The sequence below is a fragment of the Umezawaea endophytica genome (genome assembly GCF_025061645.1).
Lineage (GTDB): Bacteria > Actinomycetota > Actinomycetes > Mycobacteriales > Pseudonocardiaceae > Umezawaea > Umezawaea endophytica.
The window spans coordinates 35,966-49,632 of sequence record NZ_JANYMP010000042.1; the positions used below are offsets into that span (position 1 = coordinate 35,966).

Sequence of the window (13,667 nt, forward strand, 5' to 3'; positions counted from 1 at the left end):
CAGGATCGTGAAACCCCGACAAAGCCGTCACGGAAGCCGGTCCGGCGACGGGGGATCATCGGTCCGGCCGACGAGTTCCAGTTCGCCGCGGCCGTTCCAGCGCGCCAGGTCGCCCGTCCGGTAGAGCCGGGCACCGGTGCGGAACGGGGAGGCGACGAAGCGTTCCGCCGTCTGCCGCATCCGGCCCGCGTACCCCTCGGCGAGGCCGAGCCCTCCCACGTAAACCTCGCCGACGACCCCCGTCGGCACCAGTCGCAACGCGGCGTCCAGCACGAGCACGTCGGTGTTGGCCAGCGGCGTGCCGAGCGGGACCGCCGTCGCGTCGTCGGCGGTGATCTGGTGCGCGGTCGCGAACGACAGGCACCCGGCCGGTGCGTAGCCGTGCACCAGTCGGAGGTCCGGGAAGGCGGCGCGGACCTTCCGGATGTCGTCGACCGCGTCAGCGCCGCCGTCGATGACGACCTGGCGCACCAGGCCGAGCACCGACGGGTCGTCGAAGAGCCGCTCGGCGGGCAGCGAGAGCGTGGTGACGCCGTGCCGCTCGACGGTGGCCGGGTCGGGGCCGCCGCACGGGGCCAGCACGCAGGTGCCGCCGTGCAGGAGCGCGCCGAACAGCTCCAGCACCGCCGCGTCCGACGACACCGGTGAGCACTGGAGGAAGACCTCGTCGGGTCCGAAGTGGACGTACGACCGGCCGAAGAAGGCGCTCACCACCGAGAGGTGCGAGCTGATCACCCCGGACGTGCCGAGCACGCAGGCGGTTCCGCGCGGGTCGACGTCGAGGGCCGGGTCGTAGCCGGAGTACGTGGACACGTCCGGCATCACCCCGACCACCCGGTGCACGCCCGCTTCCTCCAGGAGCACGCGGACGCGCTCGATCGGCTGCGACGGTTCGAGCGCCAGGTAACCCGCGCCCGCCTTGAGCAGAGCCAGCAGGGTCACCACGAAGTCCGGCCCGCGGTCGACGCGCACGCCGACCAGCTCACCGCGCCGCACCCCGTCGTCGATCAGGCGGTGGGCGAGCCGGTTGGCCCGCGCGTTCAGCGCCGCGTAGGTGATCCGCTCGTCGCCGGAGATCAGCGCGACCGCGTCGGGCACGCGGCGGGCCTGCTCCTCGACCAGCTCGTGCACGCACCAGTCCGGGATGTCGGCGGCGGTGTCGGCGGTCAGCGTCCGGCGTTCGCCGGGCAGCAGCACGTCGAGCGTGCCGATCGGCGCGTCCGGGCTGATCGCCACCTGGTCCAGCACCGCGGTGAACCGGCCCGCGAACCGTTCGGCGGTGGCGGGGTCGAACAGGTCGGCGGCGTACTCGACCACACCGGAGCCGCCGTCCTCCCGCAGCCTCAGCACCAGGTCGAACACGTCCGGGGCAGGCAACCCGGCACCCGAGTCGTCCAGCAGCACCTGGACCAGGGCGAGGCCGAGCACCTCCGCCAAGCGCTCGGTCGGCACGGGCGCACCCGTGTCCACGTCGCGGACCCGCGCCAGCAACTCGCGGAAGCTCGGGTCGCCGGAGACGTCCGCGCGCAGCACCGCCGTGCCGTTCTCCTCGCCGGAACGGCCCGCGACGGTCACGCCGAGCGGGATCTCCTCCCCCGCCCCGAGCCTGGCCAGCAGCACCGCCACCGCGGCTCGGAGCAGCACGGACGTCGTGACGCCCGCGGCGCGGGTCAGCGCGGCCAGCCCCTCGGTGGTCGCCGCCGACACCACCACCGGCACCTGCCCCCGGCCTGCCGAGGCCCTCACCGGTCGCACCGGCGGGCCGTCGGCTCCGACACGGTTCGCGGACCACAGCGGCCGTCGCCCGTACGACAGCGGAACCACGGCTCCCCCCTACTCCACCGGAAGGACCGGGACGACTCGACCATCCACACAGGATCCGAGCGTACGCGCGATCCCCGTCACGGGCCGACCTCCGGCCGGGGCAGCAGGAGCAGGTCCGCCGTCGACCGCCCGTCCACCGGTTCTCCCTGGCCCGGCACCAGTTCCAGCACGGGCCGGGACTCGGCCTCGGGAGGAGCGGCCAGCGGAACGGTCAGCGCCGCCACCGCCGCCGCGAACGGCCGGACCGCCGACGGCACCGCACCCGTGCGGCCGAGGAGCATGAACGGTTCGACCTCCGACCACACCTCACGACCCCGGTTCACGACCGGACCACCTGTTCCGGCAGCAGGATCTGCTCGGGCGACGGCCGCGACCACACGTCGTCCGCGTCCAGCGCCCACGGCGCGCACTTGCCGACGGACCCGATCAGCAGCCGCAGTTCCAGCGCGAGGCACTCGACCAGCCGCACCAGCCCCTCCTCGGGGTCCTCGTCCACGGCCAGCAGCGCGGCCCGGCCGAGCCCGACGGCGCGAGCGCCCAGCGCGACGGACTTCGCCACCCGGCCGCCCTCCCACATGCGGCCGGTGACCAGCAGGCAGCCCTCCGGCTCGCGGATCCGGCGCAGGCACTCGGCCAGCGGGAGGCCGCCGTGGTCCGGGAACCCCGATGGCGTCCAGCCGGTGCCGCCGTCCACGGTCACCGCGTCCGCGCCCGCCCGCCACGCGACCCGCACGACCGAGCCGACGTCCCGCGCGGGCGTCAGCTTCACCCAGGTCCGGACGAACGGGAAGGTGTTGCGCAGCAGGCGGATCCGCTCGCGCAGGACCTCCTCGGCGCGGGTGCCGGAGCCGCCGGACCGGAGCGCCCGGTCGCCGAACAGCGGGTCGAACGCGTCCGCGATGCGCGCCGCCCGGTCGGCGCCGAGCGCGGTCGTCCCGCTGTGGCCGGGTCCCACCTCCAGCTCGAACGCGAGCCGCCCGTCGTCCAGCAGCGAGCGCACGGCCGGGTCGCCGCGCACGAGGTCCCACACCCCGGCGTCGGCGGTCTCCGCGCGCTGCCGCACCACGACGCCGCCCCAGCCGTCCGGGCAGGTGGCGGTGTAGGCGCGGATCAGCTCCAGCGTCGACGTGCCCGCCCCGATCACCACCGGGATGCCGAGCGCTCCGGCCTGCCTCACCGCCGCGAGGCCGAGGTCCAACCCCGCCACCCGCGTGGACCCGAGCGCCGACAGGAAGACCGGCGCCGTGGACCGGAAGCCGCCGACGACCGTGGTGAGGTCGACGTCGCCGCGCCCCACCAGGTGCCGCGGCACGAACACCGGCGGCACGAGCCGCATGGTGTCGAGTTCGTCGGTGTGCACGCCCGCGCTCGCGCCGAACAGCTCCCGCCCGTACTGCTCGACCGGCGGGAACGCGCACGCGGCACCGTCCCGCGCCCGAGCCCGGACCTGGTCCTCGGGGACGCCCCGCGCCGTCAGCCCGCTCACGCCGTCGCCGCGGTCTCGGGACGCGTCGCCCTCGGTGTGGGGCACGTCCGTCGGGACGGAGGCGGGGCGGCGGGCGGCGGGGTCATCTGGGCGGTCCTCTCCTACGGGGTCGGCCTCGTGGGCGCGATGTCGGAGTCTTCCCGCCCACGGCCGTCATGGGCATGGGGGTAGCACCCCCACATTCCCGCCGATCGGCCCAAGGACCCGTGAACTGCGGTCAGGTGGAAATCTGGGGGCGAAGCCCCCATGTCGAACGTGGACGTGGGTGGGACCGTCGTGGACGTGACCCCGACCCCCGCCGCGCGGCAGCCGACGAGCTGGTGGGCGGGGGGCCTCCGGCTGGCCGAACGGCCGCTCGCCGCGCGCGGTCGGAGCAGCTCACGGCTGGCGCGGTGGCGGTCGGCGCACGACAGCGCCGCCTGGTTCGCCCAGCGCTTGGCGGACGCCGGACTGGACGAGCGCGCGCTGGACGCGCTGCTGGCCGAACCGGCTCAGGAACTGGCCGCCCGCACAGGACGGCCGGAGTGGGCCGCGTTCGTGGAACGCGCCACCGCGAACGCGGCCCCCACCTCCTTCCCTGGTGGCACCTGGTCCGAGGCCTTCGCGCACGTCCTGCGGCCGCTGGTCGAGGAGGCGTGCGGCGACCCGAGGCTGGACGCCGCGTTCGTGGAGCGGATGGCGCACCGGCTCGTCCGGATCGCGGCCCGCGCCTTGGTGCTGGAGCTGAACCTGGCCCGGCAGCGCGGCGACCTGGTCGGCGCGACCCGGGAGGACCGGTTCGCCTGCTTCGTGGACCACCTCGACCTGCCGGGTCTGCTCAGCCGCTACCCCGTGCTGGCCCGGTTGCTCGCCCTGGCCTCGCTGCACAGCGCCGCCGCGCACGTCGAGATGCTCGACCGGTTCGCCGCCGACCGCGCGCGGATCGTGGCCGACCTGCTCGACGGCGTCGACCCCGGCGCGATCATCGCGGTGGAGTCCGACCACGGCGACTCGCACGGCCGGGGCCGCACGGTGTGCGTGCTGCGGTTCGCCGACGGGTCCCGGCTGGTCTACAAGCCCCGCACGATCGACCTGCACGTGCGCTTCAACGAGATGCTGGGCTGGCTGGACGGCCACACCCGCCTCGGTCTCCGCCGGGTCCGGGTCGTGCGCGGCGAGGACTACGGCTGGGTCGAGTTCGTCGAGCACGAGGAGTGCTCCGAGGTCAGCGGGATCGGCCGGTTCTACCACCGGCTCGGCGCGCTGCTCGCCCTCGTCTACGCCGTGGACGGCACGGACATGCACTACGAGAACCTGGTCGCGTGCGGCGACCAGCCGGTGCTGATCGACGTCGAGACCCTGTTCCACCCGACGCTGCTGACGGCCGCGCCGAGCACCGACCCGGCGGCGAACGCGCTGGCGGGCTCCGTGACCAGGACCGCCCTGCTGCCGCAGATGCTGCTCGGCGACCACGGCGTGTTCGACCTGTCCGGGCTCGGCGGCGACCGCGACCGCACCTACCCGTCCACGTCGGTCGACTGGATCGACCCGGCCACCGACACCATGCGGCTGGTCCGGCGGCCCACTCCCGCCACCGGCGCGCACAACCGGCCCCGCCTCGGCGGCGAGGAGGCCGAGCCCGGCGACTACCAGACCGCGCTGCTGGCCGGGTTCCGCGTCGGCCACGACACGATCTGCGCGCACCGCTCCGAGCTGCTGGACCTGCTGCGGCGCTGCGCCGACGTGCCGGTGCGGTTCGTCGCGCGCGCCACCCGCGTCTACGCGAGCGCGCTGGACGAGACGACGCACCCCCAGGTGGCCCGCGACGCGCTCGACCGCGACCTGGCGCTGGACCTGCTGTGGACCGAGGCCCGCGAGGACGCGCTGCTGCGCGCGCTGGTCCCGCACGAGCTGGCCGACCTGTGGTCGGGCGACGTGCCGCTGTTCACCGTCCGGCCCGGCAGCCGGGACGTCTGGACGTCGACCGGCGAGCGGATCCCCGACCTGCTGCCGGTCTCCGGTCTGGACGCCGCGTGCCGCAAGGTCGAGCGGATGGACGAGGTGGACCGGCACGACCAGCAGTGGCTGATCGCCGCGTCGCTGGCCAGCCGCTCGGGCACGGTGGTGCACCGCGGCGTCGACCTGGTGCCGGGGCGGGTCACGGCCGGTGTGCCCGACCCGCAGCGGCTGCTGGCCGCGGCGTGCGGCATCGCCGACGAGATACTGGCCCACGCCACCGTCGAGGGGGACCGGGTCAACTGGCTGGGCCTGGAGCTGGTGGACGACCGGCACTGGACCGTCATGCCGATGGGCGCGGGGATGTCCAACGGCTACACCGGCGTCGCACTGTTCCTGGCGCAGCTCGGTGCCCTGACCGGGGCCGAGCGGTACACCGAGTTCGCCCGCGACGCCCTGCGGCCGATCCCCCACCTGCTCGACGTGCTGGCCTCCGACCCGGAGCTGGCGCCCGCCGTCGGCAGCGGCGGCTTCCACGGCCTCGGCGGCATCGGCTACGCGCTCGCCCGGCTCTCCACGATCCTGGCCGACGACCCCGACCTGCCCCGCTGGCTGGAGCGGTCCGTGGACCTCGCCTCGGACCTGGAGGACGAGTCGCCGTCCGTCGTCGAGGGCACGGCGGGCGGACTGGCCGCGATGGTCGCCGTGCACGCCGAGACCGGTCTCCCCCAGGCGGGCAAGCTGGCCCACCGCTTCGCCGACCGGCTCGCCGAGCGGGCCGCCACCGGCGACGGGTTCGCCCGCGGCGCGGCCGGGATCGGCTGGGCGCTGCTGCGGTTCGCCGCCACGACCGGCGAGGTCCGGCACGCGGTGTCCGGCCGGGCCGCGCTGCGCGCCGATCGGAGCCTGCGCCAGCGGCTGCTGCCCATCGGCGAGGCCGACCACGGCTGGTGCGCGGGCCTGTCCGGCGCGGTGCTCGCCCACGTCGCCCACCCCGAACAGCCCCTGGACGCGTACACGCTGCACCTCGACCGGTGCATCAACGCGCTCGCGGTGCACGAACCCCTGCGGGACCTCAGCCTGTGCCACGGCGAACTCGGTGTCGTGGAGGCGCTCGCGGTGCTCGCGGAACGCGGCCACGAGCGGGCCGCCGCCGCGCGGACCCGGCGGGCCGGGCTCGTGCTCGGGGCGCTCGACCAGTACGGCGCGCGCTGCGGAACTCCCGGCGGAGTCCCTTCCGCCGGTTTGCTCACCGGACTTTCCGGTATCGGCTACGGATTGCTCCGGCTCGGGTTCCCGGAGCACGTACCTTCGGTGCTCCTGCTCCAACCACGGTAGAAACCCACACCCCCTCAAGGAGAGCATTCCGATGAACAACGCCATGAACACCGAGGTCCCGGCGCTCGACGGCGACGAGTTCGACGTCGAGGCCAACCCCGCCGGGGAGATGGCGCTGTCCAGCAGGACCAAGGTCGGCGTGCGCACCAGGGTGCTGTCCGGGCTCGCCCTCACCGCGGGCATGGCCGTTCTCGCGTACGGGACCACCACGTTCACCACGGTCAGCGCTCCCGGCAACATGTGACCACCTCCTCGGCCGGACTGCCTGCCCCCTGGGGGTGCAGGCAGTCCGGCGCGCGCCATTCGGCATTCGAATAGCGGAACCGGCGCACGCCGCGGGATCGCTAAGGTCAGGCTCATGCAGACCCGCGCGCCGGTGGTGGTCGGCCGGGACAAGGAAGTCCACGAGCTGGACCGGGCGCTGGAGGACTCCAGGGCCCGTCGCGGCAGTGCCGTGTTCCTCGTCGGCGAAGCGGGCGTCGGGAAGTCGAGGCTCGCTCGGGTCGCCGCGGGCCGGGCGTTCGACAGCGGGATGCGGGTGCTCCGCGGCCGGGGCAGCACGATCGGCCCCATGGTCCCGTTCCGGCCGCTGTCGGAGGCGCTGCTGTCGCTGTTCCGCGGCGGCGAGGCGCCGGACGAGGACGAGCTGGGGCCGTACAAACCGGTGCTCGGCAGGCTGATCCCCGAGTGGAGCCGCGGCGAGGGCCAGCACAACGGCGAGTCGCTGGTCGTGCTCGCCGAGGCGGTCCTGCGGCTGCTCTCGATCGTCGGCAAGCGGCAGGCGTGCTTGCTGGTGCTGGAGGACCTGCACGACGCGGACGCCGAGACCCTGGCCGTCATCGAGTACCTGGCCGACAACCTCGACCAGCAGCCGGTGGTGCTGCTGGTGACCATCCGCGCCGAACCCGGCAACGCGCTGGACGTGGTGACGCTGGCCGCGCGGCGCGACGCGGGTGTGCTGCTGGAGCTGACGAGGCTCGACCGCGACGAGGTCCGGCGGATGGCCGCGTCCTGCCTGGAGGTCGAGCCCGCCGAGGTGCCCGCCGAGGTCGCGGACCGGCTGTGGGCCGACAGCGCGGGGAACCCGTTCGTCATCGAGGAACTGCTGCACGGCATGGTCAGCAGCGGTCTGCTGGTGCCCGGCCCGGACGGCTGGCGGGTGCTCGGCGAGCTGCGGATCGAGGTGCCGACGGCCCTGGTGCGCAGTATCGCGCACCGCACGGACCGGCTCGGGCCGCAAGGGCGTGAACTGCTGTCGGTGGCGGCCGTGCTGGGGCACCGGTTCCCGCTGTCGGTCGTGCAGCGGGTGACCGGCATGGACCACCGCGGGCTGCTGAGCCACCTGCACGCCGGGGTGGCGGCGCAGCTCGTGACGCCGGACGAGCCCGCTCCCGACTGGTACGCGTTCCGCCACCCGCTGACCGCGGAGGCGCTGCGGGCGCAGCTCACCCCCAGCGACCGGGCCGAGCTCTCGGGTCGTACGGCGGACGCGATCAAGACCGCCCACCCCGACCTGCCGGGCGAGTGGTGCGCGCTGGTCGCGTCGCTGCGCTTGGACGCGGGCGAGGACGCCGAGGCGGGCAGGCTGCTGGCCGAGACGGGCCGCCGCGCGCTCAAGGGCGGCGCGCCGGGGTCCGCCATCGCGCTGCTCGACCAGGCGAACCGGCTGCTGACCAGCGGTGTCGACCCGGAGATCCGCGCGGACGTGCTGGAGTCGCTGCTGCCCGCGCTCGGCGAGGCGGGCCAGTTCGAGTCGGCCATGCGGCTCGCCGACACGCTGGCCGAGCTGGCCGTCGCCGGGCTGGCCAGGTCGCGCCGGGTCAAGCTGCACACCGAGCTGGCGCGGGTCGCGCACATCGCGGGCCGGTGGGACTACGGCATGGCGCAGGTCGCCGCGGCCCGCGCGCTGCTGGGCCACCACGCCGAGGACGAGCAGACCGCGCCGGTCGACGCCATCGCCGCGATGCTGACGATCCACACCCAGAGCCCGGACCGGATCGCCGCGGCCGCGGTGCTCGCGCGCCGGGCCGTGGACGCGGCGAAGCGGGTGCCGCTGCCGCTGGTCGGCTGCGAGGCGTGGCAACTGCTGGGCATCCTCGCCCGCGAGGACAACCTCGCCGAGGCCAACGCGTGCTTCGAGCAGGCCAGGAAACTCGCCGAGGAGCACGACCTGCCGATCCAGCAGGTGTACGCGATGGTGCGGATAGCGGGCAACGACTGGCTGGTCGAGGCGTCCACGACCTCGCTGGACCGCGCCCGCGAGGAGGCGCAGCGGGTCGGCGCGATCACCATCGCCTACAACGTCGACGCCATCCGGTCGCTGCACGCGGTGCTGACGGGCGACCACGACGAGGCCGCCGAACTGGGCGAGCAGACGGCGCTGGTCACCACCCGGCTCCAGATGACGGTGCTGACCCGGTACCTGCTGATGGTCAAGGCGACGTCGGCCGCGCACCGGCTCGACCGGCAGGGCATGGAGCTGGCCATCGCCGAGCTGCGGGACATGGCGGGCGGCGGGTCGCAGGAGATGCCGCTGTGCTTCGGCCTGGCGCGGACGTTCTGCGCCCTGCTGGAGGAGGACCGCGAACTGGCGGAGAGCGAACTGGCGGAGGCGCTGGCCTGCGAGGCGGAGAACCCGACCACGTTCCACCTCGCGGGCCGCCACGGGCTGCACCTGCTGCTCGGGGTGCTCGCGGGTCGTTCGGGGTGGGCGCACTTCCGGGAGGTCACCAGCGCCGCCGCCAGCGGGATGCGGTGGAACCGGGTGTTCGTCGAGTTGGCGCACGCCGTGCTGCTCGGGCGGGACGGCCGGGTCGCCGAAGCCGGTGACGCCGCGCTGGCCGCTCAGGAGGCCGCGGCGGTCTTCCCGGTCGCGCGGCACCTCGGGCTGCGGCTCGTGGCCGAAGCGGCGCACGCGGACGGCTGGGGCGATCCCGTGACGTGGCTGCGCGGTGCGGAGGAGTACTTCCACCAGGTGCAGGTGACGCCGGTCGCGAGCGCGTGCCGGGGGTTGCTGCGCCAGGTCGGCGCGTCCGTGCAGCAGCGGCGCACGGGCACCGAGCAGGTGCCGCGCCAGTTGAGGGTGCTCGGCGTCACTGTTCGGGAATTCGAAGTGTTCCTGTTGCTGGCCAACAGGATGGGCAACAAGGCCATCGCGGCGCGCCTCCACATCTCCCCCAGGACCGTGGAGAAGCACGTCGCGAGCTTGATCAACAAAACGAGCCGGGCCGACCGGGAAGCGCTCAGCGCCTTCGCCGCCGCCATGGAGAGTTGACCGAATCGGAAATTCGCATGGGCTTCTCCGCGCGGTTGGCGTACACGAATCCAATTCACCGCATAGACTCTCGGGTGCCCGGTGTTGTCGACCCCCCTGACCGCACCCGGCGTGTACACGGCCCCCGGCTCCCAACCCCCCAGGTGAGCTGGGGGCCGTCGCACGTCCACGACGACCCCCGACCAGGTCAGGCCATCTGACCGCCCACGTCACCGTGGGGCAGGTACTGGGCGGGGATGCTCCCCAACCGGCCCGCCTGGTGGTCCTCGAAGGCCTGGAGCACCTCGGCGCGCGTGTTCATCACGAACGGCCCGCCCCACGCGACGGGCTCGCGGATCGGCGCTCCGCCCAGGACGACGACCTCCATCTCGGCGTACCGCGACTCCTGCTTGCCCGCGCCGTCCAACACGATCGTGTCGCCGGGGCCGAACAGCGCGAGCTGCCCGGTCGAGACCGGCCGCCGCTCGGCGCCGACCGTGCCGTCCCCCGCCAGCACGTAGACCAGCGCGTTGAAGTCCGGCCGCCACGGCAGCCGCACGCGCGCTCCGGGGCTCACGGTGGCGTGCAGCATGGTCATGGGCGTGTACGTCGAGCCGGGGCCCTGGTGGCCCGCCACGTCACCGGCGATGACCCGAACCAGCACGCCGCCGTCCGGCGAGGACAGCAGCACGGACTGGTTGCCGCGCAGGTCCTGGTAGCGCGGCTCCACCCACTTCCGGGCGCGCGGCAGGTTGACCCAGAGCTGGACGCCGTGGAACACGCCGCCGGTGCGCACGAGTTCCTCGGTGGGCTTCTCGATGTGCAGCACTCCCCCGCCGGCGGTCATCCACTGCGTGTCGCCGTTGGTGATGTTGCCGCCACCGCCGTGCGAGTCGGCGTGCTCGAACTCGCCGTCGATGATGTATGTCACGGTCTCGAAGCCGCGGTGCGGGTGCCAGGGGGTGCCCTTCGGCTCGCCCGGCCCGTAGTCCACCTCGCCCATCTGGTCCATGTGGATGAAGGGGTCGAGGTCGGCGAGGTCGATGCCCGCGAACGCGCGGCGGACGGGGAAGCCCTCGCCCTCGAACCCCTGTGGACCAGTGGTTACGGAGCGGACCGCGCGATCGGCCGCGTCGGGTGCGGGCTCGGGGATCCGGGCAAGGGTCGTGATGTCTGTGACGGTGACCGCGGGCATCGCTTCCTCCAGGTTGACACTTCAACTCACTGGTTCAAAACGATTTTGCCTGCCCAGGCATTCCCTACCGCCGTTAGAGGCAGTTCAAACCCGAAGGTGGACTCCAAGGGAGACGTTCCGTAACCTGATCGAGACTTCGCGCCAGGCAGTAGCCCTTCCGGGCTAAACGGCCAGGTCACCGCCACACAGACTGTGACAGTGCCTTCGGGCACAAGGTGGGAAGTACCGACGAAGGAGGCTGCGCGACGTGTCGTCGCAACCACGCAAGCGGATGTTCCAGGGAGCACTGGCGGCCACGGCCGTGGCCGCGTCAGTCCTCGGCACGGCGCCCTACGCCCAGGCCGACCCTGCGTCCGAGGCCCTGCAGAAGTACAACGACCTCTCGCACGAGGCCGAGGTCCTCAACGCCGACCACCTGAAGGCCCAGGAGGCCCTGACGGTCGCCGAGGGCGAACTGGGCAAGGCCAACGCGGACCTGACGACCGCCACCGAGGCCGAGAACTCGGCGAAGGCGACCGAGGAGCAGTTCCGCGGTCAGGTCGACCTGCTCACCGAGGCGTCGTTCGAGGGCGCGCGCTTCAACAACCTCTCCGCGTTGCTGGTGAGCGACTCGCAGCAGGACTTCCTCAACCGCATGTCGGCCATCAGCGTGCTGGCGGCGGACAACAGCGAGGCACTGGGCAAGCTGTCCGGCGCGGTGGAGACGGCCGACCAGGCCCGCACCTCGGCCAAGGACGCGACCGACCGCGCGGGCAAGGCGAAGGACGACGCCGCGAAGCTGCTCGCGGACATCGACCAGAAGGCCGAGGAGCTGGACGGTCGGGTCAAGGAGGCCAAGGCCGCCTACTCCTCGCTCAGCAGCACCACGAAGACCGCGCTGAACGCGGGCAGCGCCAACACGCCGATCAGCGTCAACGCCACCGGTGACGTCGCGGTCGCGCTGAACTACGCGCTGGCGCAGCGCGGCGAGCCCTACGTGTTCGGCTCCAACGGCCCGGACTCCTGGGACTGCTCCAGCCTGATGCAGGCCTCCTACCGCGAGGCCGGGATCAGCATCGGCCGGACGACCTACGCGCAGGCCGTCCTGGGGCGCGCGGTGTCGCGGAGCGAGGTGCAGCCCGGTGACCTGGTGATCTACTACGCGGACCAGGGGCACGTGGCGATGGTGGTGGACTCGAACACCGCTGTGCACGCCTCCACGGAGGGCGTGCCGGTGAAGACCGCGCCGATCGACTCCATCGGCCCGATCAACACCATCCGCCGCATCGTCGGCTAGCCGGAACCCGTGACGAGCCCGGTGCGGGACGACGGTGGTCGTCCCGCACCGGGCTCGGGTCATTCCGCGACCCGGCCGCCGAACACCGTCTCCACGAGCCCGTCGAGCAGCTCCTTGAACCGCAGCACCGGGTTGTCCTCCGCGTCGCCCGTGGTGATCGAGGCGGTCAGGGTCTTGCGGCCGTCGGGCGTGCTGATCATCAGGGCGCCGTAGCCGAGGACGCTGCCGTTGTGGTGCAGGATCGTGCCGCCGCCGGGACCGAGGTCCTGCACGAACACCCCGAGCCCGTAGTGGTGGGCGCCGCTGTCGGGGTGCGGCCTGCGCATCTCGGCCAGCAGCGGGGCGGGCAGGAGTTCCCCGCCGTTCAGCGCCGAGAAGAACGTGGCGAGGTCGCGGGTGGTGGAGATCATCTCGCCCGCGCCGGAGGCCCAGGACGGGTTCTGCCTGCTGACGTCTACCGTCTTCCACCCGCCGTCCACCTCGTACCGGTGGTAGCCGTGGGCGTGCGGTCCGGGGAGTTCCGGCGAGGTGCCCGGCACCGAGGTGCCCCGCAGCCCGAGCGGACGCAGGATCAGCCGCCGCACCTCCTCGCCGTACGGGCGACCGGTGATCTGCTCGATCAGCAGCGCGGCCAGCACGTAGTTGGTGTTGGAGTAGCTCCAGCCCGCGCCCGGCGCGAACCGCGGGGGCTTGGACAGCGCCAGCCGCACGAGGTCGTCGGGCGGGTAGGTGTGGAACTGCCTGTCCACCCACTCCTGCCCCTGCCACGGGATCCCCGGCACCACCGTCCCGTCCTCGTAGTGCTCGCCGGTGAAGTTGAACACCCCGCTGGAGTGCTGCAACAGCATCCGCACCGTGATCCGCGGGTCCAGCCCGAACCGGGGCAGCCGGTCGGCGACCGGGTCGTCCAGCCCGATCCGCCCCTCTGCCACCAGGTGCAGCACCACGGTCGCGACGAAGGTCTTGGTGGTGCTGCCCACCCGGAACAGCCCGTCCGTCGGCGGCTCGGCGGTTCGGCCCAGCTCGCGCACCCCGGTGCTGCCGACCCACTCGCCCCGCTCGTCGCGCACGCGCATCTGCATCCCGGCGAAGCCCGCGTCGACGAAGACCCGGATGGCCCCCTCCAGGTCCGGGCGGTGCGGGCCCGCGGTGGCGATCCCCGGCGCGACCGCCCCGGCCAGCGCGGTGGCGGCCACCGCCGTGAGCGCCGTGCGCCGGGACAGCCCCGGCGTCCCGCCCCCGTTGTCGTCGGCGGTGTGCGTGGACTCGCCCATGTCGTTCCCCATCTCGCGGTGGTCGTACGGCGCCTGCGGCCGTACGGCGAGCGTGGACCCTGACCCAAGGTCAAGGTCAACTCCCA

Annotated in this window: 9 protein-coding genes; 4 read left to right on the forward strand and 5 right to left on the reverse strand. The window is 73.5% G+C overall.

Annotation, left to right across the window (positions count from 1 at the left end):
• Nucleotides 1–27: 27 nt before the first annotated feature.
• From NZH93_RS45710 to NZH93_RS45720, 3 genes are all read right to left on the reverse strand, one after another.
• Nucleotides 28–1,746, reverse strand: a complete 1,719-nt coding sequence (locus tag NZH93_RS45710; RefSeq protein ID WP_259629624.1) for an AMP-binding protein — start codon at nt 1,744–1,746, stop codon at nt 28–30.
• Nucleotides 1,747–1,901: 155 nt separating this feature from the next.
• A complete protein-coding gene (locus tag NZH93_RS45715) occupies nt 1,902–2,147 on the reverse strand; it encodes a hypothetical protein (protein WP_259629625.1) in 246 nt (81 codons plus the stop codon).
• Nucleotides 2,144–3,355 (reverse strand): alpha-hydroxy-acid oxidizing protein, encoded by a 1,212-nt coding sequence (locus NZH93_RS45720; protein WP_259629626.1) that lies wholly within the window; start codon nt 3,353–3,355, stop codon nt 2,144–2,146. The genes NZH93_RS45715 and NZH93_RS45720 overlap by 4 nt, the downstream gene beginning before the upstream one ends.
• Before the next feature lie 201 nt (nt 3,356–3,556).
• Here NZH93_RS45720 and NZH93_RS45725 point away from each other — a divergent pair, with 201 nt between their 5' ends.
• The 3 genes from NZH93_RS45725 to NZH93_RS45735 all read left to right on the forward strand — a co-directional run bounded on the left by NZH93_RS45725 (nt 3,557) and on the right by NZH93_RS45735 (nt 9,857).
• Nucleotides 3,557–6,583, forward strand: a complete 3,027-nt coding sequence (locus NZH93_RS45725) for a type 2 lanthipeptide synthetase LanM family protein (protein WP_259629627.1) — start codon at nt 3,557–3,559, stop codon at nt 6,581–6,583.
• Between the two features lie 31 nt (nt 6,584–6,614).
• Nucleotides 6,615–6,827: a hypothetical protein gene (locus tag NZH93_RS45730; protein ID WP_259629628.1), complete on the forward strand. Its 213-nt coding sequence runs from the start codon at nt 6,615–6,617 to the stop codon at nt 6,825–6,827.
• Between the two features lie 114 nt (nt 6,828–6,941).
• Complete coding sequence (locus NZH93_RS45735; RefSeq protein ID WP_259629629.1) at nt 6,942–9,857, forward strand: helix-turn-helix transcriptional regulator; 2,916 nt, start codon at nt 6,942–6,944, stop codon at nt 9,855–9,857.
• A 187-nt stretch (nt 9,858–10,044) separates the two neighbouring features.
• Here the strand turns inward: NZH93_RS45735 and NZH93_RS45740 are convergent, their stop codons facing one another.
• Complete coding sequence (locus NZH93_RS45740) at nt 10,045–11,031, reverse strand: pirin family protein (RefSeq protein ID WP_259629630.1); 987 nt, start codon at nt 11,029–11,031, stop codon at nt 10,045–10,047.
• A gap of 247 nt (nt 11,032–11,278) precedes the next feature.
• On the opposite strand from NZH93_RS45740, the gene NZH93_RS45745 reads away from it, so the two are divergent.
• Nucleotides 11,279–12,307 carry a C40 family peptidase gene (locus NZH93_RS45745; RefSeq protein WP_259629631.1) on the forward strand — a complete coding sequence of 343 codons (1,029 nt, stop codon included), beginning with the start codon at nt 11,279–11,281 and terminating at the stop codon, nt 12,305–12,307.
• A gap of 59 nt (nt 12,308–12,366) precedes the next feature.
• On the opposite strand, the gene NZH93_RS45750 is transcribed toward NZH93_RS45745, so the two are convergent.
• Nucleotides 12,367–13,593: a serine hydrolase domain-containing protein gene (locus tag NZH93_RS45750; RefSeq protein ID WP_372507006.1), complete on the reverse strand. Its 1,227-nt coding sequence runs from the start codon at nt 13,591–13,593 to the stop codon at nt 12,367–12,369.
• Nucleotides 13,594–13,667 lie beyond the last annotated feature (74 nt).

What these genes read in the sequence shown, in the direction of transcription:
- NZH93_RS45725 (WP_259629627.1), top strand. Translation starts at nt 3,557, where the DNA reads ATGTCGAACGTGGACGTGGGTGGGACCGTCGTGGACGTGACCCCGACC.
- NZH93_RS45730 (WP_259629628.1), top strand. Translation starts at nt 6,615, where the DNA reads ATGAACAACGCCATGAACACCGAGGTCCCGGCGCTCGACGGCGACGAG.
- NZH93_RS45735 (WP_259629629.1), top strand. Translation starts at nt 6,942, where the DNA reads ATGCAGACCCGCGCGCCGGTGGTGGTCGGCCGGGACAAGGAAGTCCAC.
- NZH93_RS45740 (WP_259629630.1), bottom strand. Translation starts at nt 11,031, where the DNA reads ATGCCCGCGGTCACCGTCACAGACATCACGACCCTTGCCCGGATCCCC.
- NZH93_RS45750 (WP_372507006.1), bottom strand. Translation starts at nt 13,593, where the DNA reads ATGGGGAACGACATGGGCGAGTCCACGCACACCGCCGACGACAACGGG.